Here is a 25,337-nt window from a genome sequence, read left to right as displayed (position 1 = left end):
CGCTCCTGCTGATGTACTCTAAGAGCAGAAGCCCGGCCCCAACCAGGTCGCTCCGTACGTGTAATACACGTTGAGGACTTCCCGCTCTGCAAAAACGCTGAGCGGCCCCTTATTATTCAGCAAGGCAAACAGTGTTTCCTCGGTAAACGGAACGCTGATCCGCTCAAGGTAAAGCGCTCTCGAACGATGCTGCGGACGGCTGGGCCAAACGACGACCATTTCTTCGATTTCGTTCAATGTTCTCTGGATTGCAGCTTCGGCTTCTGACAAGTCCACATAGAACGCATCATCCCATTCCGGCATAACGTCATCGGTGATTGCATAGTAACTGAGCATTTTTGTCACGATCAGTCTCCACCCCGGTGCACTCTCGCGGTACGCCCCCGCGTTGTGCCCTTCGATCTTTGGTGATCAGGGTGTTCGTAACCGCCTAGACACGGTCCCGCGACCTTTAGCTTCAGAGAAGCCTGGACATACGTCGCAGGCACCCTGACCATAAAGGACGAAGGTTTGGTGCCTTTGGGCGACACCAGCCATTATCTAGGAGGGGTTACGACACCCCAGACCGCCGCGTAGCGGTCCACCCTTAGGCGTAGAGGATTTCTGACGGCTTGTCACACGCAAAATCTGTCACGCGACAGGCTTGTGCCGGATGATCGCAACGCACTGTTAAACAAGCGAAATCGATGGCTGGATAACCGCAGCAATCATACGATATCTCTGTTTTAGAATGAAGTAATATTCAGCGGCAGTTTTGCGCAGGAAGCACGCGCGGCTATGCCTTTTCTCATGACCCTTGGTGGTCAGGGCGTAGTAAACCGCGTTCAAACAGCCCCACGGCCTTTAGCTTCTGAGAAGCCTGAACATTCGCCGTGGGCACCCTGACCATAAAGAGCGAAGAGTTCCTTGTCTTATAGAAGCAAGCACTAGTCTTGCTGTTCGATCCTTGGCGATCAGGGCGTTAGTAACCGTGTAGTGGCGGCCTCACGACCTTTGGCTTCAGAGAAGCTTGGACATACGTCGCAAGCACCCTGACCACAAAGAGCGAAGGGCCGCCGCATAGCAGCCCTTTGCAATTGGTAATCCGGCTCAGTTGATTCGTCTCGCGGAGATTGCAGCGCGATTAGCAATCCTGCCAACGGCCTTTACTCTGTCCTGCGCTAACTATATCCAAAGACGAGCAATTCCGTTGGAGCAAGTGTTGATGCGCGCCTTCGTTCTCGCCCTTTTTCGCGGCACCTCGTCATTCTGCGCGACCGGACTGGCGTTCGGCACCTTGTTCTTTGCCGCAGCGCTGACACCGAGCCTCATTCCGCGCACCTATGTCATTCAGGGTGCGCTGTGCGGGCTGGTCTTCGCAATCGGCTATGGCATCGGCGTGCTTTTCGGCGCGCTGTGGCGCTATCTCGAACTGCCGGAAATACAGGGCCGCAAGCGCGCTATCCTGAAAATCGTCGTGGGCATTGTCTGCCTTGCCGTGGCGCTAATCGCCCTTCGCTCATCCGCTGGCTGGCAGAACTCTATCCGCACGGCCATGGATATGCCGCCGGTGCCTTCCGCCTATCCCGCGACGCTAACCGCGATTGCCATTGCTGTCTTTCTGGTACTGCTGATCATCGCCCGTATCCTCATTCGCATCGGCCGCTATTTCTCGGCGAAGATGCGCCGCATCATGCCGAGGCGCGTTGCAAACGTCATTGCGGCTTCGGTGACGGCTTTTCTGATCTGGACCGTCGCCAATGGCGTGTTGATCAATACGGCCTTCAAATCGCTTGATGCGTCGTTCAAGCGCTACGACTCCCTGATGGAGCCGGACCGCGTGCAGCCATCCTCTCCCGACAAGACCGGCAGTGCCGCCTCCCTGATCAACTGGGAGGATCTGGGTCGCGCCGGGCGCGAATATGTCGCCACCGCGCCGACCGCAGCGGAGATTTCCGCCTTTACCGGGCGCACGGCAATGGACCCGATCCGCGTCTATGCCGGGCTCAATGTCAGCCGGACGCCGCAGGAACGGGCGCAACAGGCGCTTGAAGAGCTGAAGCGGCAGGGAGGTTTCGACCGCTCCGCGCTGGTGATCATCGTGCCGACCGGTACGGGCTGGGTCGATCCATCCGCCATGATCGGGCTGGAATATCTGCGCGACGGTAACGTTGCCAGCATTGCCATGCAATATTCCTATCTGAACAGCCCGCTATCGCTGCTGTTCCAGCCCGAATATGGCGCGGAGTCAGCGCGCGCGCTGTTTGAAACGGTCTATGATTACTGGAAAAGCCTGCCCGTCGACAAACGGCCGAAGATCTATCTGCATGGCCTGAGCCTCGGCGCTTTCAATTCGCAAAGCTCGGTATCGCTGTTTGAAATACTGGATGCGCCCCTGAATGGCGCCCTGTGGAGCGGCCCGCCCTTCCCCAGCGCGCTGTGGCGCTCGCTGACGCGCAGCCGCAATGCCGATACGCCAGAATGGCTGCCTGTGGTGCGCGATGGCGCCTTCGTGCGCTTCATGAACCAGAATGGCGAAGCGCCCGGCAATGGCCGCGAATGGGGCGTGATGCGCACGATCTATCTGCAATATGCCAGCGATGCCATCGTGTTCTTCAACAGTAGCATGTTCTATCGCGAGCCGGACTGGATGAAAGAGCCGCGCGGTCCCGATGTATCAGCCGATTTACGCTGGTATCCGATCGTGACCGCGCTGCAACTGGTGGTCGACATGGCATTTGCCGACAGCGCGCCCATGGGGCATGGACATGTCTATGCCCCTGAGCATTATCTGGAAGCCTGGCGTGACATCACCGGCGCCGAAAACTGGCAGAGCGAGGATATCAACCGGCTGAAGCAATATCTGCGTCACAAGGTGGACGAAGGTAATGCCGAAGGGTTCGAGGAACGCGGGGGCTAGCCCCAAGGAATTTGATCGTAACGGCTGTTGCAGTCATCTGAAAATCGACCGTAACAGCCCGGCTTTGAAAAGAAATTGGCGGCGGGCCAACCGTTGACCGCCTTTTGAAACAAACTCAAATGCTATTATGCGGTTCCGCTATCCGAAACGGAAAGCGCCCGGTCACGCCATGCGCTGACGGCGGTACCCTGTGTCTGATTTTCGACGACGATGTGATGGCCTTCATAAATGCCGGAAGCAACCCACTGCTTCGCCGCTTTCTGATACACATCGATCGTAATTCCGAGTTGGTCTACCTTGGCTTGTGACAGCATGTATTCCCTCTTGAATGGTGAATATGAAAAGTGAAGTTGGAATATATAATCGATTTGACGACAGTCTGATGTCACATTTTCGCTACCGGACTGTAATTTTCATAAAACACAATATTTTGAACAGCTTATGGCTGTATAAGCCCACATCGGGTTAATGCAGGTTTATTTAGAAGAATTACCATGTTTACTTAATTGATTTATACTTGATGCTGAATTCAATTTGCTTCTGCATCAAGCTGAAACATGACAAACTGAGTAAATTGTTCCGGATTGAAATTATTATCGGAAGCGATGACCACCGTTTTACGTCCGTCGATTGTCGGCCCAAAGGTGACCGACTCAATATTATCGATGTCGAGGCCGAAATCACCTTCCTCCAGCCGCAGGACAGCTTCCTTGGCCATCGGCGTTAGCGAGGCATCCTTGAGTGTCGCCATGCCGCTAATATCGGTCGCCCCAGCAAAACGCGCGCGGTAGAAATTGATCTGGCTGCCAACGCCATGCGCATAGGAGCGTTCGACCGTCAGCAGATCATCGCCCCAGGCTAGAAATTCCGACATGCCGTTGTCGTTCCAATAGGGCAGCTTGGTCGCCTTGGTGAAGATCGGCCCCGTATCATAGGCATATTCCGCCTTCACCGCGCCAGACAGAATGTTGAAGGCGAGGATGCGGGCGCGGCTGCCTTTTTCCAGCGTTGCCTTGTCACCATCCTGAAGCAGCGCATTTTCCAGCCCGACGAGCAGCGTCTTGCCATCCGGCGAAAAGGTCAGGCTTTCAAAGGACAGGTTGTCGCGAATGCCGCGTGTGCCGTCGCCATTCGGGATGTAATAATCGGGCAAGGCAAATTCACGGATCAGGCTGCCATCGATGCGCGATTCCCGCACGGCGGGTTTGCCGTTGCTGTCGCCTTCGCTGGTCCAGAACAGCGTTCCGGTGCCCGCATGGAAACGAATGGATTCCGCATCGACATCCTTGATCGCGAAGGGCTTGCCCTCGGCATTCAACAACGTGACGGTGGAGAGGATATCGACGCTGTGCAGCCCCTTTTCGTCGGCGACAATCTTGAGCGTATAGAACCGGGCTGGTGCCTTTTCGGAACGGTCGTCGGAAATGGCGTAGTAGATGTCATGCGCCGTATCATAGTCGAGGCCGGATATGCCGCCGAACTCGACACCTGCAATTTGCAGCCCGGTTGGCAGCACGATCTCCCCAAGCAGCGTGGGCTTTTTGAAATCCTGCGCGAAGGCCGCAGTCGTCAAAGAAACAACGGCGCAAAATGCTGCAACAAAAAGCGGAGACTTCATCAAACGTACCTTGGCCGGTTCACAAACAGAAAGCCTATCTGATAGCGGCAAGATTTGAAGCGTTCATGACGGTGACATTTTCCGCCTTGCAACGGGACGCATTTCCAGCAAAAGTATGGAATGGTTTTGTGTTTTCATATGCGTAAAAACAAATAGTTAGCAATAGATTATGCGTTGTTTGTCTCGGCAGAACGACTAAGAGGCCCGCCATGGAACAGCCCGATTACGACCGCGCATTCGGCGAGATTATCCGGTGGCTGAAGCAGGAAGGGTTGATCCTGCAAACCGATCTTGAGGGGAATACGGAGCTTTCCACCCGTGCCGAACGCATTGGCCGCAAAAGGCGGCGCGAGGCGGCGGCAACACAAGAATAAACCCACATCATAAAACGGGGGAGTTGAGATGCGGCACAAGGGTCTGCTGGAATTCGGGCGGAATCGGACGCTCTATGGACTTTTCCTGTTCTGCGCGGTCTGCGCCATCGCGGGCAGTCTGCTGAGCTATAATGGCGAGACCTCTTTCTGGCGCTGGCTGCATTATCTCACCAAGCCGACCGCAACGCTGTTGCTGCTGGCGGCAGTGCTCTGTTCCGGCAAGCCGCGCTCGAAATCCTATGGTTTTGCCGTGGCCTTCGGCCTTGCCCTCGCCGCCCTTGGCGACTTTTTCCTGATGTTGCCAAGCGACTATTTCATGGCCGGGCTGATCTGCTTTCTCATCACCCATTGCGCCTATATTTACGCCCTGTCGCGCCATACCCGCTTTGCACAGAACAAGGGCGCGTTTGTCGTCTTCTCGCTTGCGGCATTTGCGGTGATTACCGGCCTTTGGACGGCCCTGCCGGGGGCCATGAAAATCCCCGTCGTCATCTATGCTGCGGCTCTCGGCGTCATGGCCGCGCAGGCTTTCAGCCGGGCAACCGGCACCGAACCGGAAACACCGCAACACTATGCCGCCTGGCTGGCGGCATTGGGCGGTGTGTGCTTCATGGTCAGCGACACGCTGCTGGCCTATGACCGGTTTCGCTTCGATATTCCGCTGAGCGGGTTCTGGGTGCTCGCCACCTATTATGTGGCGCAGTTCCTGTTCGCCCGGTCGACGGAGGATTTCACCCATGAGCGATAATCTTGACGCAGTTTTCGCCAGTCTGCGTCAGTCATGGCTGGATCATCGCCCGCCCTATGAGCAGCGCATCGATGATCTCAAGCGCCTGCGCGCTGGTCTGGCGGCCCGGCTTGACGACATGGCGAAGGCGATCAGCGCCGATTTTGGAAACCGCTCCGCCCATGAAACTCTGCTCGGTGAAGCCAGCGTGGTCTTTGCCGAAATCGATGATGCGCTGCATCATCTCAAGCGCTGGATGAAGCCGAAACGCCGCAAGGCGGGCTGGAAATTATGGCCGGCGAAAGCAGAGCTTCGCTTCGTGCCGCTCGGCGTCGTGGGCGTCATCGCGCCGTGGAACTATCCGGTCAATCTGGCGCTCGCGCCGCTGGTGGCGGCCATTGCCGCAGGCAATCACGTTCTGATCAAACCGTCCGAACACACGCCGCAGACGGCGGCCTTTCTGCAAAAGCTCATCAGCACGGTCTTTCCGGACAATCGCGTTGCCGTGGTGCAAGGCGATGCAGCGCTTTCGGCCCGCTTTGCCAGCCTGCCTTTCGACCATCTGTTCTTTACCGGTTCCACCGCCGTCGGGCGCAAGATCATGGCGGCAGCAGCGGCCAATCTGACGCCGGTGACGCTGGAACTTGGCGGCAAGTCTCCGGCCATCGTCAGCGAAAACGCCAATCTGGTTCGGGCCGCACGCGCCATCGCTAACGGCAAGTTCTTCAATGCCGGACAGACCTGCATCGCGCCGGATTATGTACTGATCCACCACAGCAAACGCGACGCATTCATTGCCCTGCTGCGCGCGGAAATACAGGCTCGTTTTGGCGGCGCGTCCGCAGATCCAGACCGCACCACCATTATCAACGATGCGCAATTGCAGCGGCTAACCGGCCTGCTGGCCGGTGCGAAGGACAAGAGCGAAGGCATCGTCGAGCTGCTCGCGCCATCCGCCGAACCGCGCCTCATGACGCCGACGCTTATTCTTGAGCCGCAAGCGACCAGCACCATCATGGCGGAAGAGATTTTCGGACCGCTGCTGCCGATCATCAGCTATCGCTCGACCGATGACGCCATTGCCCATGTGCTTGGCCATGATCGCCCGCTGGCGCTTTATTGTTTCAGCGAAAATACAGCCGAGATCGAGACGATCCTCGCCCATGTGGTTGCAGGCGGGGTCTGCATCAACGACACGCTCTATCATTTTGCCTGCACCAGCCTGCCCTTCGGCGGTGTCGGGGCAAGCGGCATGGGCCAGTATCACGGTTATGATGGTTTCCTGACCTTTTCCAAGGCCATGCCGATATTGACGAAATATGCGCCTGCCCCGAGCGACCTCATCAAGCCGCCCTATCGCGGCCTGACCGACAGGCTGGTTCGCTTCATTGCCCGCTGAATATTCGCCATCTAAACACTCATTTGTGCTTAACCGCTCTGTTCAAATTGCATAGCAAACTATCTATATAGAAGAGTATAGATTTGAAATATTGATCTTGAACTGACGACCTTAAGGGTGAAAAGGGTGCAGAAGAAAAAGGAAGCAAACCGGATATCGAAGTCGATCCTGACGGCGATCCGCAACAGGCCGGGTTTCAGGCCTCTCAACGCCAATATCACTGGCGGTGATATTGTTATTGCATCCTATAATGTTCACAAATGCATCGGCATCGACAAGCAGTTCAATCCGCAGCGCACCGCAGATGTCATCAGCGAAATCGACGCGGACGTTATAGCGTTGCAGGAAGCCGACAAGCGTTTCGGTGAACGGTCAGGGCTTCTCGATCTTGGCTTGCTGGAGCGTCGCCACGGCCTCATTCCCGTCCCCATCACCTCCACGATGCCCAAGGGGCATGGCTGGCACGGCAATGTGCTGCTGTTTCGCGAAGGTATCGTCCGCAATGTGCAGCAGCTGAAACTACCGGGCGTGGAACCGCGCGGCGCGCTTGTGGCCGACCTGCAATTTCCGGCGGGACCGTTGCGCGTGATCGCCGCGCATCTGGGCCTCCTGAAACGCTCCCGCGAGCAGCAGGCGGAAAGCATCCTCACCGCCTTGCAAGAGGCCGACACGCTGCCGACGCTGTTGATCGGCGACCTCAATGAATGGCGTATCGGCAAGCGTTCTTCGCTCGCCGCGCTTATGCCGACCTTCAACCATGTTGCAACGGCGGTACCGAGCTTTCCGTCACGTTTTCCGGTCTTCGCGCTCGACCGGGTGATGGGCGCGCCGCATAATCTCGTGACATCGGTGGAGGTTCACAACACGCCGCTGGCGCGCATGGCATCCGACCATCTGCCGATCAAGGCGCATCTTGACCTGAAGACGGCGATTGAGCATTTCCAGCAAAAGTGTGAAACGGTTTTGCGTCTGGAAATGCGTGAAAATAAATAGACCTGTTGCACAATCTCAATCCAGAGATACCCGCAAGCAGAACCGGCTCATAGATAGGGCGAACCGAGCCAGATGATCCGGTCGATCAGGCGCACCAGAAACGGGCGGTTCTTGAGACGCGTGAGATTGACCTGACGGCTCTCCTCGATAACCTTGCCGATCCGTTCTTCCACCTGACGCGCCACATCGCGATCCAGAATTTCCAGATCGATCTCGAAATTGAGCCGCAACGAGCGCGGATCGATATTCGAGGAGCCGACATAGGACCAGGTGCCGTCAATCGTCATCAGCTTGGAATGGTTGAACGCGCCGCCCGCGCGCCAGATCCGACAGCCATCCTTCAAAAGCTGGTCGAACTGGGCGCGCATCGCTCGGTCGACGAGCTTGAGATTGTTGACCCCCGGCACGACGATATCCACCGACACGCCGCGCCGCGCCGCCGTGACCAGCGCACTGATCAGTTCCCGATCCGGCAACAGATAGGGCGACATGATGAGGATATGCTGCTCGGCTATCGAGAAGGCACCCATCATCATGCGATGGTTGGTTTCGACATTCTTGTCGGGGCCGGAGCCGACCACGCGCACCAGCGTACCTGTACCCGGCGGGCTTTCGGGTGCGGCAATGCGCCATGCGTCACCGGTCAGCAATTCACCCGTTGCAAATCGCCAGTCCTCGGAAGCGATGTGGAAGAGATCGGCAATGGCCGGTCCTTCAAGCCGGAAATGCGTATCGATTGCCACTGCATCGCCAGCAATCGCCCGCACGAAGCCGGCGCGGATATTCATGCCGCCGGTAAAGCCGTATCGCCCGTCCACGACAAGGATTTTTCGGTGCGTGCGCAGATTGGCATAAGGCAGGCGCAGGCCGATGATGATGTTGCCGTTGAAGACATCAACCGTCACGCCATTTTCCTTGAGCAGGCTCACAATGCTCGGGATGGAATAACGTGCGCCGACCGCATCGATCAGCACCCGCACTTCCACGCCCCGCTTGACGGCAGCGCCCAGCGCCTCGGCAAACTGAATGCCTATGGCGTCGCGGTCGAAAATATAGGTTTCCAGCAAGATGCTGCGCTCGGCCTTGCCGATGGCTTCCAGCATGGCGGCATAGGCCTCGTCACCCGTTTCCAGCATTTCGATGCGATTGCCGCTGGTGAAATCATAAAGGCTGACGGCATCGCCCAGAATTTTCATCGCGCCGAACTGTCGTCCGAATGCGGCGCGCACCAGGTCGTTGGTCGTGTCGAAATGCGAGAGGTGATAAAGCGCAATATGCCCTTGCGCGCGCTGCTGGGTGAGTGTCGAGCGCCTGATCCGGTTGACGCCCGCAATGGCATAGACCACAGCCCCAACAATGGGCGACAGCACGATCACGCCAACCCAGCCAAGTGCTGTGCGCACTTCGTCCTTGGTCATGGTCGCATGAATAGCCGCTATCGTGCCCAGCACAATCGACAGGACAGCCAGAATATGCGGCCAATAATGGGAAACCAGATCGAACATCGAACAGACTTTTCCAACAACAATTGAGTACCGGGAAACCGGCAGCGCCCCCGCGTCAAGTTCCTGAAATATGTAGCCGATAGAGATTAAAACAGGTGTAACGGCAAAGAGATAGAGGCCAACGGGCCAAAAAGGTGTTGCGTCCGCGAATTAGTTTATGCGCAAAAACAAAGAGATATCGTCTCCCGTCTCGGAAACCGCTGCAGCTTTACGCGCCAAACAGGCTGTCCGGATCGGCATGCGCGGCCAAAGCTGGTCAAACGCTCCGCATGCCTTATATTGTTGCTTGGGTTACGAAAATTGGGTCACGACAATTCGAGGGACAAGAGGGTTATTCGATGGCAACGACGAACAAAGATTTCGACAATCCGGTGTTACCGACAGAGCTGACATCCAAGTGGGGATGGTTCGTTGCGCTCGGCGTGGCGCTTCTCATTCTGGGCGGCATTGCCTTCGGCAATCTGGTGCTGGCCACGGTGGTTTCTGTCTACTATGTCGGCATGATGATGCTGATCGCCGGTGTGATCGAAATCATCCATGCTTTCGGTGTGAAGACCTGGGGCCGGTTTTTCTTCTGGCTCCTGAGCGGCCTGCTTTATGCGGCAGCGGGTGTCGTCACCTTCATCAATCCCATTTTGGCGGCAGGCATCCTGACATTCCTGCTGGCGGCAGCCCTTCTCGGCTCCGGCCTTTTCCGCGTCTGGATGGGCTTCAAGTCGAAACCGACATCCGGCTGGGGCTGGATCGTGGCCGGTGGCGTCATCACCGCGCTGCTCGGCCTCATCATCGCCATTCAATGGCCGGTCAACAGCCTGTTCATCCTCGGCCTTTTCCTGGCCATCGATCTGATTTTCCAGGGCTGGACCTATATTGCCTTCGGTCTCGGCATCAAAAGCCGGTAACAAAGCGCAGTCATTTCCTTAAAGCGGCGTCTTCAGCGCCGCTTTTTCATGTCTTGCCAGGACTTGTAACGCGGCGCTTGTTGAGATTTTGCCCAATGACTGCTAGATGCAGCGCAACATCTTTGCGGCGCATATTTGCGCGGCCCAACATTTCGCCATCACGAGTTTCTTCATGCCTGCTGACAATCCCGTTTCCAAGCGCCGCACATTCGCGATTATCGCGCACCCGGACGCCGGTAAGACCACGCTGACCGAAAAGCTGCTGCTGTTTGGCGGCGCTATCCAGCTTGCCGGTGAAGTGAAGGCCAAGAAGGATCGCATCCAGACCCGTTCGGACTGGATGAACATCGAACGCGACCGCGGTATCTCGGTCGTCACCTCGGTGATGACCTTCGAATACAAGGACTGCATCTTCAACCTGCTCGACACGCCGGGCCACGAAGACTTCGCAGACGACACCTACCGCACGCTGACCGCGGTGGACAGCGCCGTCATGGTCATCGACGCCGCAAAGGGTATCGAGCCGCGCACGCTGAAGCTGTTCGAAGTCTGCCGCATGCGCGACATTCCCATCGTCACCTTCGTCAACAAGATGGACCGCGAAGCACGCGATCCACTCGAAATACTTGACGAAATCGAAGAAAAGCTGGCGCTCGACACGGCGCCTATCACCTGGCCGATCGGTTCGGGCAAGAGCTTTGCAGGCACGTTCGACCTGCATAACAATACGATGCGCCGTCAGGACAATGAAGAGCAGCCGACCAAGGTCAGCGGCCCGGAAGAAGCAGCCGCGCTGCTGCCTGAAAACGAGCGTGAAGCCTGGCTGGAAAATACGGAACTGGCGCGCGGCGTCTGCCGTCCGTTTGACCTTGCTTCCTTCCGCGAAGGCCATATGACGCCGGTCTATTTCGGCTCGGCGCTGAAGAATTACGGTGTGCGCGATCTGATCGAAGCCTTCTGCGATTTCGGCCCCTCGCCGCGCGACCAGCAGGCCGACACGCGCATGGTCGGTTCCACCGAAGACAAGATGACCGGCTTCGTGTTCAAGATTCAGGCCAATATGGACCCGAACCATCGCGACCGCATCGCCTTTCTGCGCGTTTGCTCGGGCAAGCTGTCACGCGGCATGAAAGCCAAGCTGGTGCGCACCGGCAAACCGATGAGCCTGTCTGCGCCGCAATTCTTCTTTGCGCGTTCACGCCAGATCGCCGACGAAGCCTTTGCTGGCGACGTGGTCGGCATCCCGAACCACGGCACGCTGCGCATCGGCGACACGCTGACCGAGGGCGAGGATATCCTGTTCCGTGGCGTACCGAACTTCGCGCCGGAAATTCTGCGCCGCGTGCGTCTCGACGATGCGATGAAGGCCAAGAAGCTGCGCGAAGCACTGCAGCAGATGGCGGAAGAAGGTGTCGTGCAGCTGTTCGTGCCCGATGACGGCTCTCCGGCGATTGTCGGTGTCGTTGGCGCGCTCCAGATCGACGTTCTGACCGAACGCCTGAAAGTGGAATATTCGCTGCCGGTCGGCTTTGAAATGTCGCGCTTCTCGGTCTGCCGGTGGATTACAGCGGACGATCCGGTCGAACTCGACCGCTTCATTGCATCTCATCGCGCCGACATTGCGCATGATCTCGACAATGATCCCGTGTTCCTGGCGCAAAACGGCTTTTCGCTCAATTACGAAGCCGAGCGCTGGAAGAACATCCGCTTTGCAACCATCAAGGACTATCAGGTCCGCGACAAGGCTTGATGCGGTAATGTTATGACCGATCCTGTTCTGGCTGCCCTCGATCTGCCTGATGCATTGCTGCATCGGCTTGCCGGTTATAGCAGCCAGCAGGACGAGCTTGGCCGTTCGACCGCCAATGTCCTGCTGCTCGATCATGATGCGCACGAACCGCTTGTTCTGAAAATCGAACCGGCAAGCACGGTCAGCGAACTGGCCGATGAGCGCGCCCGACTTGAATGGCTTTCCGCACAGGGTCTGCCCTGCCCAAAGGTCGTCGCTTACGAGACGATGGCCGACCGCCATTTTCTCCTGATGACGCGCCTTGCCGGGTCCGACCTCGCGTCGTCTGTCGGCACTCTTCCGCCGGACCGTATCGTCTCCATTCTCGCAACAGCCTTGAAGGCGCTGCACAGCGTCGACCCCGCGGCCTGCCCTTTCGACCACCGGCTGGCGCACCGCATTGAAGATGCACGCAAGCGCGTGGAAGCGGGTGCGGTCGATGAAGATGATTTCGATGATGAGCGCGAAGGCCGCAGCGCCGAAGATTTGTTCTCCGAACTACACCGCCTGAAACCGTCGCAGGAAGATGTTGTCGTCACCCATGGCGACGCCTGCCTGCCAAATTTCATGGCCAGCGACGGCGCTTTCACCGGCTTTATCGACTGCGGCAGGCTTGGCCTCGCTGACCGCCATCAGGATCTGGGACTCGCCTGCTGGAGCATCCGCTATAATCTCGGCGACGAATGGGTGAAACCCTTCCTCGACCTCTATGGCGCAACGGCCATCGATGAAGCGAAAATCACCTATTACCGCCTGCTGGACGAGTTCTTCTAGGCAGACAGCTTCATTGCTTCGCGTCGAGCAGCCGTTCAGCAATCTTCGCAGCCAGCTTTTCGGCCACCTCGCCTTTGCTCATTTCCGGCCATTCCTCAATGCCAGAACGGCTTAAAATCCGCACGCGGTTGTGGTCGCCGCCCATGACGCTGCTGCCATCCGCGCCATAGGAAACATCGTTGGCGACGATCCAGTCGGCGCCCTTTTTCGCAAGCTTGGCTCTCGCATTTTCGGCCACATCCTGCGTTTCAGCCGCAAAGCCGACTACCAGACCAGGGCGCTTGTCGCTATGGCCAACACCCGCCAGAATGTCGGGGTTCTCGATCATGGCAAGCGTTGGAGCGCCTTCTCCGGGCTTCTTCTTGATCTTCTGCCCGGCCTCATTGGCCGTGCGCCAATCGGCAACGGCTGCCACCATGATTGCCGCATCGGCGGGCAGATGCAGCTCCACGGCAGCCTGCATTTCCCGCGCCGTCTCGACTTGAATGACATCGACGCCTTCGGGATCGGCAATCGTGACCGGACCGGACACCAGATGCACCGTGGCACCCAACCGCGCCAGAGCAGCGGCGATGGCGTGGCCCTGCTTGCCCGACGAGCGGTTGGCGATGTAGCGGACCGGGTCGATCGGCTCATGCGTTGGTCCGGATGTCATGACGATGGATTTTCCAGCCAGCGGCAGCGCACGCGGCACCAGCAGCGTTTCCACAGCCGCCACGATGGCCAGCGGCTCGCTCATCCGGCCCGTTCCCGCCTCGCCGCTTTCCGCCATTTCGCCCTTCTCGGGGCCGATGAAATGCACGCCGTCCTTTTCCAGCGTCAGACGGTTGCGGCGGGTCGCCGGGTTGTCCCACATGGCCGGGTTCATGGCAGGCGCAATCAAAACCGGAACCTTGCGCGCGAGCAGAACGGCACTGGCCAGATCGTCGGCCAGACCATTGGCCATCTTGGCCATCAGGTCGGCGGTCGCAGGTGCAACCACGATCAGATCGGCATCGCGCGCCAGCCTGATGTGCCCGACATCCTGCTCATCCTCCCGCGAAAACAGATCGGTAAAGACATGATCGGCGGAAACCGCGCCGATGGTCAGCGGCGTTACAAATTGGTGTGCAGCGGCCGTCATCAAGGGGCGAACCTGTGCGCCACGCTCGCGCAAACGACGGATCAGGTCGGGCGTCTTATAGGCAGCAATACCGCCACCAATGATGAGCAGAACGCGCTTGCCCGTAAGTGACGCACCAGCCTTACCCAAACCAGCGGGAGCGGGCGTGACCTGCGCAGTTTCCTCCAGTGCTGTGAGAAGAAGCCGCGCTTCCTCTTCCATGGAACGCCCGTTGCGCGCAGCGCGCACACGCAGCTTTTCCTTGGCGGCATCGTCGAGATTGCGGATAGTGATACTGGCCATTTGATTGCACCGGCTTATTGCAAGTGCAATCAATGCAATCATATTGCATCATAATTGTCATCATAAATTTCACCATCAATGACTGGCGGAATATACAACCTGTCAGGCACAACGGGCGACAATGTCATGTTTTTATAGAAACTACTCCCTAAGAGGAGAAAAATAATGAAAGCATTCAGTTTCTTTATCGCAATTCTATCTTTTTTTATGATCTCAATGCACGCAAATTCGGATGAAATATCTGATAAACTGGAGGACTCTGTAGTTAAAATCGATAATTTATACTACAACAATAAAGATTGCCGTCTTGCCGTAAATTTACTTAGAATTTCTCCGATTTTGTGTTCAGGTATAATTGTCCACGGGAAAGAACCGCCAGAAAGCCACGCATGGATTCCAAATATAAATGATCCAAGAAATGCCGTTTCTTTTTCATATTTAAGATATGATATACCTACTACCGAGTTATATGACCCTTCCGGGTATATATACGATCAACAAGATCAAAGCGAAAAAGCCTTTCTCCAATATTATTGCATATACCCATTCGATTCATTTTCAGCCATGCCTGACTCTCATTCTGCAGCCTCACACGGTTGCGGCTTCGCAGATACTCAGGACAAGGCTAAAAGCTTTTCCTCATGCCCTGATGTTTCTATCACAACAGCAGACGCATTCATCAACAAGTATGTTCCAGATGGAGTCACCGCCCCATTTGTACCAGAACAATGTTCTTTTGAACCAAATAAAATGGATCCATTTCTAACATCGATTGATGTGCAGATAAAAACAAAATCCATATACTGGAATGAACTCATTACTAGCATTTGGACGGAAGAAGACGCTAAAAACTTACCAATAATTGCATTTTTCTATTTATTCGGACACGATGACGGGCGGAAAAATGCTCTAGAGTATCAGAAAGATTATTGCGAAATGTATGGGAAATTTATTCCTGTGGTTAGTCTAGATTTAACGAAAACAGTGTCAGGTGCTATTCGGGGCGATAGAGCTGAACAACAGCCTTGCATGTAGGTCAACCAAAGGCTCGTTGTTGTGCAATCACTTTGCTATACAAAATACAAAATCAAACCGATAGCTCGAAACTTCAACCGGCCACAAACTTGATCGCGATCGCAGCGAGCGCAATTGCAATCACGACCTGTGCGATGCGACCCCAGCGCGAATGCTTGGCTTCGGCGCGACCGATGGCTTCCGCTGTGGCAGCATCGAAGCGGAAACCATTGGCAGCCATATCATCCAGCGCAACCGAAACGCGTTCAACACGTGCCACCAGTTCCGGCGTCTTGCGGGTGAAATGCAGCAGCGCATAGGCGCTGTCCTTGGCGTCGAGCAGCATGCCCTGCGGGCCGAGATTCTTGCGGATCCAGTCGCCGACAACCGGCTCCGCTGCTTTCCACATATTGAAATGTGGATCGAGCGTGCGCGACACGCCCTCAACGACAACCATGGTTTTCTGGAGCATCAGGAGTTCCGGCCGGGTCTCCATGTCGAAAAGCTCGGTCACTTCGAACAGCAGCGTCAAAAGCTTGGCCATGGAAATGGTTTCTGCCGGCTGGCCGTGGATCGGCTCACCGATGGCGCGAATGGCCTGCGCAAAGCTTGCCACGTCGTGGGTGTGCGGCACGTAACCCGCTTCGAAATGCACTTCCGCCACGCGCATATAGTCGCGCGTGATGAAGCCATAGAGAATTTCTGCCAGGAACCGGCGCTGCTGCTTGTTGAGCCGTCCGGTGATGCCAAAATCGACCGCAACGATGATACCTTGCGGATCGACGAACAGATTGCCCGGATGCATGTCGGCATGGAAAAAGCCGTCGCGCAGCGTGTGGCGCAGGAAAGACTGGATCAGCGTTTCGGCAAGCTTCTTCAGATCGAAGCCAGCGGCAGCCAGCGTCGAAATATCCGACATCTTGGTGCCATCGATCCATTCGAGCGTCAGCACATCGCGACCGGTGCGCTCCCAGTCCACCTGCGGAACGCGGAAACCTTCATCGCCCTTGATGTTTTCGGCAATCTCGGAAAGTGCTGCCGCTTCCAGTCGCAGATCCATCTCGATGCGGGTGGTCTGTTGCAGCGTCTCGACAACCTGAACCGGACGCAGGCGGCGCGTGAAGGGCACATGGCGCTCCTGCATACGCGCAACCATGTAGAAACCTTCGAGATCCCGGGCAAAACGCTGGCGAACGCCGGGGCGGATGACCTTGACCGCAACCTTCGTCGGCTTGCCGTCCTTCATGACTTCGGCCGGATGCACCTGCGCCATCGACGCCGCCGCTATCGGCGCATCGAAATGCAGGTAAAGATCGTCGATTTTGCGACCGAGCGAACCTTCAATACCCGCAACCGCATCAGCCTGCGGAAAATAATCGAGACGATCCTGCAATAGCTCCAGATCGGCAGCCACATCGCGCCCGACAATATCGGGGCGGGTCGCCAGAAACTGGCCAAGCTTCACATAGGATGGGCCAAGCTTGTTCATCGCACGCGACATGCGCTCGGAACGCTGCATGTGTCGCGCACGCGGACGCGCCAGCATGCCTGCAATCTTGTGGCCGAAAGCCGGAAGACCGGAAAGCCCTTCCACGGGAAGCGCACTGATCACGCCTTCACGCGTCAAAATCCATCCGGCGCGCGCCAGCCGGAAAGCGGCGGAAAGATTACTCATGCGATAAAGCCCGCCCCTGCATCCAAGCCCGAATTCATGACAGGCACGATCACAGTTTCCAGCCCGAATGAAGCGCCGCAATACCGCCGGTGAAATTGCGATAGCTCACGCGCTCGAAACCGGCGGTTTCGATCATGGCGGCAAAATCCTGCTGCTTGGGGAATTTGCGGATCGATTCGACCAGATAGCTGTAGGAGTCCGCATCGCCGGTAATCATCTTGCCGATGCGCGGAATGGCCTGAAACGACCACTGGTCATAGACCTTGTCGAGGATCGGCAATTCAACTTCGGAAAATTCGAGGCACATGAAACGGCCGCCCGGCTTCAGCACGCGATAGGCTTCTGACAGGGCCTTGTCGATATGCGGCACGTTGCGAATGCCAAAGGCAATCGTATAGGCGTCGAAACTGTTATCCTCGAAGGGCAGTTCCTCGGCATTGGCTTCAACGAATTCGAGATTGTCGGCAAGGCCCTTCTTGATCGCGCGCTCACGACCGACACCCAGCATCGAGCCGTTAATGTCGAGAATGGTCACATGGGCCTGACGGCCCGAAGCCTCAACAATGCGAAAGGCGATATCACCAGTGCCGCCGGCCACATCCAGCGACGTCCAGCCCGGACACTTGGATGGTGCGAGCCAGGCGATCATCGCATCTTTCCAGACGCGATGCATGCCTGCCGACATGAGATCGTTCATCACGTCGTATTTGTTGGCGACCTTATGGAAAACGTCGTTGACCAGGGTCTGCTTATCGTTTTCGTCAACCGACTGGAAGCCGAAGGAATGCTCCATGCCGCCTTTTGCGCCCACGCGGTCCGCATTGCCGTTCTGCTGGCTCATAGCTCATCCTGCTTTTGAATAGTCTGACGAAAACGATTTTCGGTTATGCATATAAAGCTTGTGCCGAACGATACAAGCACAGACCTTTTCCCACTACCCCTTTTGTGATCGCAGCTTGCGTTAACGTTGAAAAATGGCCAAAGAGACATAAAACTGTGCGTGTGCGCTTGCCACGCGTTTTCTCCGGCGCAATCTGCCGCTAAAGTTCAAAACGATAACAAGAAAAGTGGAAAGATCATGGGCGTTACAGTCGTCAGCCATCCGCTTGTCCAGCACAAGCTCACCCTCATGCGCAAGCGCGAGACTTCCACGGCCAGCTTCCGGCGGCTTCTCAAAGAAATTTCGCTGTTGCTTTGCTATGAAGTGACGCGCGATCTCGAACTCACCACCATGGAGATCGAGACCCCGCTTATGCCGATGGAAGCGCCAATCCTCGAAGGCAAGAAGCTGGTTTTCGCTTCGATCCTGCGCGCAGGCAACGGCCTTCTGGAAGGCATGCTCGATCTGGTGCCCGCAGCCCGCGTCGCCCATATCGGCCTCTACCGTGACCACGACACGTTGCAGCCGGTCGAATATTACTTCAAGGCGCCGGAAGACATCGTCAATCGCCTCATCATCGTGGTCGATCCGATGCTCGCCACCGCCAATTCGGCCATTGCCGCCATCGACAAGCTGAAGGAACGCGGCGCGACCAATATCCGCTTCCTGTGCCTGCTGGCAGCGCCTGAAGGCATCGAGCGTTTCGTCAAGGCGCATCCGGATGTGGATGTTTACACCGCCTCGATCGACGAGCGCCTCGACGAAAAGGGCTATATCGTCCCCGGTCTTGGCGATGCGGGCGACCGCATGTACGGCACGAAATAAACTACAACGTAACCAGACAGTAATCCGCGCCGGATACTCTGCCTTTAAAGCGGGGTAAGCATGGCGCGGATTTTCTTTATTGTTCTGATGCTGGCGGGGCTGGCTACGGCCTTTCCGATTCTCTTCGAAAAATTCCAGTCAGCAACCGTCGAGCAAGCCGCAACGGCAACACCCGCTGCAACATCCTCACAAAACCCTTCCGCCTATAGCGGACGCCGCGCGCAGATTGCGCCCGACAGCCGCGGGCATTTTATCACCGATATCCGTTTCAACGGCCAGAATCTGCGCGGGATGATCGATACGGGCGCAAGCTCGGTTGCCATCAATGCCAGCACTGCCCGACGCATCGGCATTTCGCTACGCCCCGACGATTTTCGTTATCGCGTTTCGACAGCCAATGGCGAAACACCGGCGGCGCGCGCTGTTCTCAGCAGCGTGGAGATCGGACGCATTCGCGTGGAAAATGTCGAGGCCCTCGTGCTGCGCGACGAAGCGCTTTCCGATATCCTGCTCGGCATGACTTTCCTCAAGCGCCTGCGCCATTATGAAGTGGCAAACGGCGCGCTTGTCCTCACGCAGTGACATGTTTCTCTGCTGGCACTACAGTTGCGTGCTTCAGATTCTTGACATGACGGAACCCAACCATGACCGCGGACCAACGCCTGACCGAGCTCGAAATTCGCGTCGCCGAACAGGAAAAGACCATCGATGAACTGTCGTCCGTGCTGGCCGAGCAATGGAAGCTCATCGATCAGCTATCCAAGAAACTCGGCGCGCTGACCGACCGCTTTCTGGAACTGGAAGAACAGACCGCGCCCGATGTGCCGGTCACCAAACCTCCGCACTGGTAAGATCATGCTTGAAATCATCGATCTAGCCGACCGCCCCGACCTCATCCCCGCCTGTGCCACATGGAATTTTGGCGAATGGGGCGAATTCTGTGGCGGAACGCTGGAACAGACCATCACAGACTTCCACAATCTCGTGCAGGCCAATGATGGGCAGATCGCACGCATCGCGCTTTTTGATGGGGAACTGGCAGGCACTGCGCTTCTGATCGACAATGATCTGGAAACGCACCCGCATCTGAAGCCATGGGTGGCCAGCGTGTTTGTTCTGCCGGACTATCGCGGCAAGAGCATCGCAAAGAGCCTTGTCGACACCATCGAGAAGGCTGCCGCAGAACTTGGCCACAACGAGGCTTATCTCTATACGGACAAGCCCGACCTCTACCGGCAGATCGGCTGGGTGGATTTCGAAAAGCTCGACGGCCACTATGCCGGCATGCTGATCATGAAAAAGAAAATCGCGCGATAATCCGCGCGATTCTTTTCTTCGAGACGGCTTTACTGTGCCAGCGGGATCGGGCAGCTCACACCAGTTCCGCGCAGACCGCAATATCCGTTCGGATTCTTCGCCAGATATTGCTGGTGGTAATCCTCGGCATAATAGAACACCGGCGCATCTTCGATTTCGGTGGTGATCGGGCCGAGACCGCGCCCTGCCAGCGCCTTCCCATAAGCATCGCGGCTCTTTTCAACCGCCGCCCGATCCGCGTCATCAAAGGTGTAGATGACCGAACGATAGGTCGTGCCGATATCGTTGCCCTGTCGCATGCCCTGCGTCGGATCATGCTCTTCCCAGAACAGGGTCAGCAATTCATCAAGGCTCACGATTTTCGGATCATAGACCACCAGCACCACTTCGGCATGGCCGGTCAGTCCCGTGCAGGTTTCTTCATAGGTCGGGTTGGGCGTCATACCGCCCGCATAACCCACTGCCGTCACATAGATGCCCGGCACCTGCCAGAACAGCCGTTCCGCGCCCCAGAAGCAGCCCATGCCGAATAGGATCTGCTTGAAACCTTCCGGCCACGGGCCCTTCAACGGATGGCCCGAGACGAAATGCGTCGTAGACGTTGGAAGCGCTGTTGCGCGACCCGGCAAAGCCTCGTCCGTAGCGGGCATCTGTACCTTCTTGCGATAGCTGTCGAGGAAACTCATAGACTTCAACCTCCTGTAGCCCTGTGGCGGAATCGACGGTCAGGCAGTGAAGCGCCCCAGAGGACGTCCGCGCCGATGACCAATCACATAGAACAACAATGCGAGCACGCCGAAGAAGAGCCATCCGGGCTGCCCGAGCGCTGGAACACAGACCGCGTTCCAGAATGTAGCTCCTATATAGTGCGTCACGAACGATTCTACATCGGCCAGCGTTTCCGGCGCGTTGCGCGACCACATGGAAAGCAGCGGTTTGGCAACCAGCTTCGACGCACCGACCGAGCGGGCGCCATCGAGAATGGCGAAGAGAACCGCCAACGCCAGAAAAATAACCGCGAAACTACGCAATACAAATCGGATCACGATTCCCTGCCCCAGACCTTCAGGCACATATTCAAGCGCATCGGGCGCGTCCCGACATCGCCGACCTGTCCCTTTTCATACCGCCAAATCCTGACTTAAGGAAGGCGTCGCCCCTCAAACCTTCGTGCAACAAAATAATGCTTTCAAATATATTGTTTAAAAACAGTGCGTTACAAGGCGACCGAGGCTCTTTGCACAGGTTCGGCAGATTTGGCGTAAAAACTTGCAAAGAGCTATTGATCATATGCGTATTCTGGCTATATTGCGCGCCGCTACCGTATGTTGGCGAATAACCAGCGCCAGACAAAATGCGGTAACTCGTTTGCAGTCAGATTTCACCGTGAAACGCGGTTTTCCCCGACAGCAAGGCAGACGGAGAGGTGGCCGAGTGGTTGAAGGCGCACGCCTGGAACGCGTGTATACGGGAAACCGTATCGAGGGTTCGAATCCCTCTCTCTCCGCCATTTAATCCCCGGAATTCAGAAACATCGACGAAACGATCTGAGACACTCCGATCGGCTGACCGTGCTGTTTGCTTCCCGTGAGCCGTGGCCCACGGGATCTCGTTACTGATCGACCTCCGTTGGAGGTAATCAGATAAGGCCTTCTTCCTTCAGCGCCTTCTGCGCTGCCGGGCGCGCCATGACGCGTTCACGCAAGGCAAGCGCCTTCGGATAGGCGCTGAGATCGACTTGCATCACCAAGCCCCAGCCAATCACGACGGACGCATAGACATCGGCCTGCGACAGCTCTGCGCCCAGCCAATAGCTGCGGCCATCCACCAGCATAGCTTCCAACTGGCCCATGCGACGGTTGATATTGGCAAGCACACCAACCTTGGCTTCTTCGGTCAGGTTCGGCGCGAACAATCCGCCGAAGGCCGTGTGCAGATCGCCGCAAAAGCCGAGCGCTTCCTGCAACCGCGCGCGTTCCATCGAGCCATAGGCAGGCTTGAACGACGCAACATCCGAATGGTCGCCAATATATTGCAGGATGGCTGCGTTCTGGGTGATCACCACGCCCGGTTCAAGTTCCAGAGCCGGAACTGCGCCACGCGGATTGACCGCCAGAAAATCGGCACCGCTTTCGGTGACCTTGGTTTTCAGGTCGACGGCTTCAAACGTGTAAGGCAGACCGGCTTCGCTGAGAACGATATGCGGTGCGAGCGAGCAGGCACCGGCTTTATAATAGAGCTTCACTGAGGATATCTCCGAAGAATTGCAACGCGGGATTTCTATCAATTCCCGCAGCCCCTGCAATATTGTTGGGGGCAATTTTTCGTGTATTCAGCCGATGCCGGAAATTCTTTGCCGGAAAACGTCGCGATCAGAAAAGCGAAGCAATGCGCGCAGGCTTGGATGATGACATCCGGGGCACCACGACAAGCTTGTTGAACTCGCCGCGTTTGAAGGCGCGCAGGAAGCGCGGATAATCCCGGAACACCACGCAGCCATTGGAATCGCCATTGCGACCCAGCATGAATGTATGCGCCAGGAGCCCGTCGCGATTATAGCGATTGTTGCCGTCGGCTGGCGTCAGGCGGATCGCCTCAACACCATGGAACAGCGCTTCACGCATGCGCAGATTATAGCTGTGCGGCGGCGTGGGGCCACGGTTCTTCTGGTTCGCATAGGTGGGATTGTCACGCATGCGACCGATCCCGGAATGGGCTTCGAGCTTTTCGCCGCTTGGCAAATAGACGGTTGCGGCGGAAATATCATAGATGGCAACGCGGCTGCGCGCAGCCTGATTGATCAGCGGGCTGAAAAGACCAGGTTCCGGGCTTTCCGTCAGGCCGCTTTCGGGCGCATAGGCAAGCTGTGTCTTGGGATGCATGCGCGATGCGCGCAGAGGCGGCTTGGCCCCCGGCAGAGGCACATCGTCGGGCACGAACATGTCGCGGTCGGCTTCGTCGTCAGCCGCCATATCCGTCTTCTGGTCAGGGGCTGATTGCGGCAACGGTATCGCATTGCCGATCGGCAGATTGGGCGTGTCACCACCTTCCGCATCGGCTTCTTCAGCCTGCGACAGGGGCAGAATGCCAGACTGGCTCTGCGGCTGGATCTTGGCGAGCGCGACCAGTGCTGCAGGCGTCTGTGGCGCGCTGGCATAACCAAGCGCAACCGCGCCTGGTATGGCGGCTTTCGCAGCCGCGTCGGCTGGAATCTTTTCGCCCGTCTTGTCGGTTATCGGATCAGCCGAGGCGACCGCAATCTGCTCAGGCAACCGCACGCGATCCGCACGCGGTTCGATCAACGATGCCACATCGACCGACTTTGGCTCGATCACCGAATCCGGACCGATATCGGCGATGATCGGCTGATCATCGTTCATCTTGTTGCGACGCCAGTCGAGGTTGGAATAGGCGGCATCCGCCGTATAGGCCTTGATGAAGCTTTCACGCATTTTGTGCGCCGGGGTGCGGGTCTGGTCGACAAGCGCCAGCGCTTGCGGCATGGCTGCTGGAATGCGCCGCATGACCGGAGCGACAGGCGCAAATGCGGGAATGGCCGTTTCAAGCGTGCCGAGCGCGGTCAGCATCCAGCCGCCAGCGACAAGACCTGTCGCGGCAAATGCCGTCACGCGCAAAACGCCACGCAAACTGAACGGAAGGCCGATACGGCCGCTACGCGGAGCCGCATAGCCATACACTTCTGTTACACACGCCATGATACTAACCCGACTGGAATTCGACTTCGCGGCCCCACTTCCGGCCTCGCCTCGCATGTCAGTTCGGCAAAAAAGCGAACAGGACATGGCAAAGCGGTGGCCGAAGCGAAGCAGTGACCGCATTGGTCGCTTCCAGCATGGCGAATTATGGTAACCAAAGTCTTTACGAACGGCGTCTGACTGATAATTCCTCTCCGAAGGAGGAAAGCCGCATCAGCCCGTCAGGCGAAAAGTGGCTGGCGCATCACCAGACAATTCAGGGAATTCATCGCCCTCGGTTACCGTGCGATTGCGCCCGCGATGCTTGCCGCGCATCAGGGCAAGATCGGCGCGAGACACCGTTTGCCATAACGTTTCGTCGTGACGAAGCATGGCGATACCGAAGCTGCATGTCACATGGCGGTCGCTCGGCAGCGCCGCAAATGCATGGCGACCGACCTGATTGCAAAGTCGCTTGGCAAAGCGTTCGCAGTGCTGGGCGCTGCCCGCAACCAGCAGAACGAACTCTTCCCCGCCGACACGGCTGACGATCACATCCTGCCCCGCCAGTGACTGCAGCAGATGCGAAAACTCCACCAGCACGCGGTCGCCGGTCGCGTGGCCCAGCTCATCATTGATTGCCTTGAAATGATCAATATCCGCAATAATGACGCCATGCGTTGCACCTTGCGCGGCATTTGCCAGTTTGCGTCTTGCGTGGCGCTCCATACCACGCCGGTTGAGAAGACCGGTCAACGGGTCGGCATCGCGTTCATTGCGCAACTTGTCGATAATATCGAGGGCGGCTACAGTCAGAATGAAGAGACCGAGCAGAACTCCCCCCATCGACGCAGCCACCGTCACCCACGACCAATAAGGCAAGGACAGCAATTCTCCGGAACTGACCACGTCATCCAGCATGACAATCGTGAAGATGCTGCGCAGAAAGAAATGCGCCGCCAGCAGCGCCAGAACCAGACGCAACGCCGTTTCGATCCACCGGTCACCTGGCACGCGACGGGCATGCAGGCAAAGAACCGCGGCTAAAGTTCCAAGACCGACATTGGCCGCAACGACCAGATAGCTGTAGATCGCGCCCTGCCAGGAAAGAAGGCCGACGGCCGCCAGCGTTGAAACTGTTATCAGCGACGCTGGTACCGGCGGGAACTCCCGCCCGAGCCGCACCATCACTGCCTGACAGAACAGCCAGCCAGCACCCAGTTGCAGCAGGATCGCCAGAAGAAATGTCTGCCGCAGATTAGGCAGCGGCGGAGAAACCTGCACGAAATGTCCAAGAGAAAATGCCGCGAAGCTCAGGCCGAAAAGCAGCATGTGCTTTCGCCGTCTGTCGAGCACCCACAGGCTCGTCATCGCGACTGCAAACAGCATGATCAGCAGAGAGGGGACAATCTTCACGAGAAACCAGACCATTAATCGATTGAATTAATATTCAATAAGTAGTTAGGCCAATCTGAATGTGCAATTGCATATATGAGTCAAATTAACTTTTGTAGAGCAATTGAAGACATCGAAATAATACATTCCC

At 56.9% G+C, this 25,337-nt stretch carries 25 protein-coding genes and 1 tRNA gene; 14 read left to right on the top strand and 12 right to left on the bottom strand.

From position 1 onward, the window contains the following. Positions 1-18: 18 nt before the first annotated feature. Complete coding sequence (locus QBD01_RS24430; protein WP_280994909.1) at positions 19-345, bottom strand: hypothetical protein; 327 nt, start codon at positions 343-345, stop codon at positions 19-21. A gap of 859 nt (positions 346-1,204) precedes the next feature. Here QBD01_RS24430 and QBD01_RS24425 point away from each other — a divergent pair. Then, a complete protein-coding gene (locus QBD01_RS24425; protein ID WP_280994908.1) occupies positions 1,205-2,899 on the top strand; it encodes an alpha/beta-hydrolase family protein in 1,695 nt (564 codons plus the stop codon). A 125-nt stretch (positions 2,900-3,024) separates the two neighbouring features. Here the strand turns inward: QBD01_RS24425 and QBD01_RS24420 are convergent, their stop codons facing one another. Together QBD01_RS24420 and QBD01_RS24415 are read right to left on the bottom strand one after the other, a co-directional pair. Beyond that, positions 3,025-3,213, bottom strand: a complete 189-nt coding sequence (locus QBD01_RS24420; protein ID WP_109369667.1) for a hypothetical protein — start codon at positions 3,211-3,213, stop codon at positions 3,025-3,027. A 215-nt stretch (positions 3,214-3,428) separates the two neighbouring features. Further along, the gene (locus tag QBD01_RS24415) at positions 3,429-4,517 is read right to left on the bottom strand and encodes an esterase-like activity of phytase family protein (RefSeq protein WP_280994907.1); all 1,089 of its coding nucleotides are present in this window, start codon (positions 4,515-4,517) and stop codon (positions 3,429-3,431) included. 209 nt (positions 4,518-4,726) lie between these two features. Between QBD01_RS24415 and QBD01_RS24410 the strand changes: the two genes are divergently transcribed. The 4 genes from QBD01_RS24410 to QBD01_RS24395 all read left to right on the top strand — a co-directional run bounded on the left by QBD01_RS24410 (position 4,727) and on the right by QBD01_RS24395 (position 8,010). Further along, positions 4,727-4,891, top strand: a complete 165-nt coding sequence (locus tag QBD01_RS24410) for a hypothetical protein (RefSeq protein WP_162762703.1) — start codon at positions 4,727-4,729, stop codon at positions 4,889-4,891. Between the two features lie 28 nt (positions 4,892-4,919). Continuing rightward, positions 4,920-5,639 (top strand): lysoplasmalogenase, encoded by a 720-nt coding sequence (locus QBD01_RS24405; protein WP_280994906.1) that lies wholly within the window; start codon positions 4,920-4,922, stop codon positions 5,637-5,639. Next, positions 5,629-7,017, top strand: coding sequence for a coniferyl aldehyde dehydrogenase (locus tag QBD01_RS24400; RefSeq protein ID WP_280994905.1), 1,389 nt, complete (start codon positions 5,629-5,631; stop codon positions 7,015-7,017). Before QBD01_RS24405 ends, QBD01_RS24400 begins: the two co-directional genes overlap by 11 nt. Before the next feature lie 126 nt (positions 7,018-7,143). Further along, on the top strand, positions 7,144-8,010 hold the full coding sequence (locus tag QBD01_RS24395; RefSeq protein WP_078339893.1) for an endonuclease/exonuclease/phosphatase family protein: 867 nt from the start codon (positions 7,144-7,146) through the stop codon (positions 8,008-8,010). Between the two features lie 47 nt (positions 8,011-8,057). Here QBD01_RS24395 and cls read toward each other — a convergent pair whose 3' ends face one another. Then, complete coding sequence (gene cls / locus QBD01_RS24390; protein WP_138787240.1) at positions 8,058-9,515, bottom strand: cardiolipin synthase; 1,458 nt, start codon at positions 9,513-9,515, stop codon at positions 8,058-8,060. Between the two features lie 338 nt (positions 9,516-9,853). Here cls and QBD01_RS24385 point away from each other — a divergent pair, with 338 nt between their 5' ends. The 3 genes from QBD01_RS24385 (at position 9,854) to QBD01_RS24375 (ending at position 12,980) form a co-directional block, all read left to right on the top strand. Further along, complete coding sequence (locus QBD01_RS24385; protein WP_280994904.1) at positions 9,854-10,417, top strand: HdeD family acid-resistance protein; 564 nt, start codon at positions 9,854-9,856, stop codon at positions 10,415-10,417. Between the two features lie 172 nt (positions 10,418-10,589). Next, positions 10,590-12,167, top strand: coding sequence for a peptide chain release factor 3 (locus tag QBD01_RS24380; RefSeq protein ID WP_151591731.1), 1,578 nt, complete (start codon positions 10,590-10,592; stop codon positions 12,165-12,167). A gap of 12 nt (positions 12,168-12,179) precedes the next feature. Next, positions 12,180-12,980: an APH(3')-II family aminoglycoside O-phosphotransferase gene (locus tag QBD01_RS24375; protein ID WP_280994903.1), complete on the top strand. Its 801-nt coding sequence runs from the start codon at positions 12,180-12,182 to the stop codon at positions 12,978-12,980. Between the two features lie 10 nt (positions 12,981-12,990). On the opposite strand, the gene coaBC is transcribed toward QBD01_RS24375, so the two are convergent. Then, complete coding sequence (gene coaBC, locus QBD01_RS24370; RefSeq protein ID WP_280994902.1) at positions 12,991-14,385, bottom strand: bifunctional phosphopantothenoylcysteine decarboxylase/phosphopantothenate--cysteine ligase CoaBC; 1,395 nt, start codon at positions 14,383-14,385, stop codon at positions 12,991-12,993. Positions 14,386-14,550: 165 nt separating this feature from the next. Here coaBC and QBD01_RS24365 point away from each other — a divergent pair, with 165 nt between their 5' ends. After that, positions 14,551-15,420: a hypothetical protein gene (locus QBD01_RS24365; RefSeq protein ID WP_280994901.1), complete on the top strand. Its 870-nt coding sequence runs from the start codon at positions 14,551-14,553 to the stop codon at positions 15,418-15,420. A gap of 73 nt (positions 15,421-15,493) precedes the next feature. On the opposite strand, the gene ubiB is transcribed toward QBD01_RS24365, so the two are convergent. Both ubiB and ubiE read right to left on the bottom strand, forming a co-directional pair. Further along, on the bottom strand, positions 15,494-17,074 hold the full coding sequence (gene ubiB, locus QBD01_RS24360; protein WP_280994900.1) for a 2-polyprenylphenol 6-hydroxylase: 1,581 nt from the start codon (positions 17,072-17,074) through the stop codon (positions 15,494-15,496). Positions 17,075-17,123: 49 nt separating this feature from the next. Then, on the bottom strand, positions 17,124-17,915 hold the full coding sequence (gene ubiE / locus QBD01_RS24355; protein WP_280994899.1) for a bifunctional demethylmenaquinone methyltransferase/2-methoxy-6-polyprenyl-1,4-benzoquinol methylase UbiE: 792 nt from the start codon (positions 17,913-17,915) through the stop codon (positions 17,124-17,126). A gap of 237 nt (positions 17,916-18,152) precedes the next feature. Here ubiE and upp point away from each other — a divergent pair, with 237 nt between their 5' ends. From upp to QBD01_RS24335, 4 genes are all read left to right on the top strand, one after another. Further along, positions 18,153-18,779 (top strand): uracil phosphoribosyltransferase, encoded by a 627-nt coding sequence (gene upp, locus QBD01_RS24350; RefSeq protein WP_182522247.1) that lies wholly within the window; start codon positions 18,153-18,155, stop codon positions 18,777-18,779. Positions 18,780-18,839: 60 nt separating this feature from the next. Continuing rightward, entirely contained in the window at positions 18,840-19,361 is a 522-nt protein-coding gene (locus QBD01_RS24345; RefSeq protein WP_280994898.1) for a TIGR02281 family clan AA aspartic protease, read from the top strand. A gap of 62 nt (positions 19,362-19,423) precedes the next feature. Further along, positions 19,424-19,630: a SlyX family protein gene (locus QBD01_RS24340; protein ID WP_078339885.1), complete on the top strand. Its 207-nt coding sequence runs from the start codon at positions 19,424-19,426 to the stop codon at positions 19,628-19,630. Positions 19,631-19,634: 4 nt separating this feature from the next. Further along, positions 19,635-20,096, top strand: a complete 462-nt coding sequence (locus QBD01_RS24335) for a GNAT family N-acetyltransferase (protein ID WP_280994897.1) — start codon at positions 19,635-19,637, stop codon at positions 20,094-20,096. A gap of 29 nt (positions 20,097-20,125) precedes the next feature. On the opposite strand, the gene msrA is transcribed toward QBD01_RS24335, so the two are convergent. Both msrA and QBD01_RS24325 read right to left on the bottom strand, forming a co-directional pair. Next, positions 20,126-20,782 carry a peptide-methionine (S)-S-oxide reductase MsrA gene (msrA, locus tag QBD01_RS24330; protein ID WP_280994896.1) on the bottom strand — a complete coding sequence of 219 codons (657 nt, stop codon included), beginning with the start codon at positions 20,780-20,782 and terminating at the stop codon, positions 20,126-20,128. 39 nt (positions 20,783-20,821) lie between these two features. Continuing rightward, positions 20,822-21,142 carry a hypothetical protein gene (locus QBD01_RS24325; protein WP_280994895.1) on the bottom strand — a complete coding sequence of 107 codons (321 nt, stop codon included), beginning with the start codon at positions 21,140-21,142 and terminating at the stop codon, positions 20,822-20,824. Positions 21,143-21,516: 374 nt separating this feature from the next. Between QBD01_RS24325 and QBD01_RS24320 the strand changes: the two genes are divergently transcribed. After that, positions 21,517-21,606: transfer RNA gene (locus tag QBD01_RS24320), tRNA-Ser, on the top strand. A 129-nt stretch (positions 21,607-21,735) separates the two neighbouring features. Here QBD01_RS24320 and gst read toward each other — a convergent pair. From gst to QBD01_RS24305, 3 genes are all read right to left on the bottom strand, one after another. Beyond that, positions 21,736-22,341 (bottom strand): glutathione transferase, encoded by a 606-nt coding sequence (gene gst / locus QBD01_RS24315; protein ID WP_280994894.1) that lies wholly within the window; start codon positions 22,339-22,341, stop codon positions 21,736-21,738. A 127-nt stretch (positions 22,342-22,468) separates the two neighbouring features. Continuing rightward, positions 22,469-23,812 carry a DUF2778 domain-containing protein gene (locus tag QBD01_RS24310; protein ID WP_280994893.1) on the bottom strand — a complete coding sequence of 448 codons (1,344 nt, stop codon included), beginning with the start codon at positions 23,810-23,812 and terminating at the stop codon, positions 22,469-22,471. Between the two features lie 213 nt (positions 23,813-24,025). Further along, on the bottom strand, positions 24,026-25,222 hold the full coding sequence (locus QBD01_RS24305) for a GGDEF domain-containing protein (protein ID WP_280994892.1): 1,197 nt from the start codon (positions 25,220-25,222) through the stop codon (positions 24,026-24,028). Between the last annotated feature and the right edge of the window lie 115 nt (positions 25,223-25,337).

This window comes from Ochrobactrum sp. 19YEA23 (assembly GCF_029909865.1).
GTDB lineage: Bacteria > Pseudomonadota > Alphaproteobacteria > Rhizobiales > Rhizobiaceae > Brucella > Brucella gambitense.
This window is presented reverse-complemented; position numbering and strand designations above follow the sequence as displayed.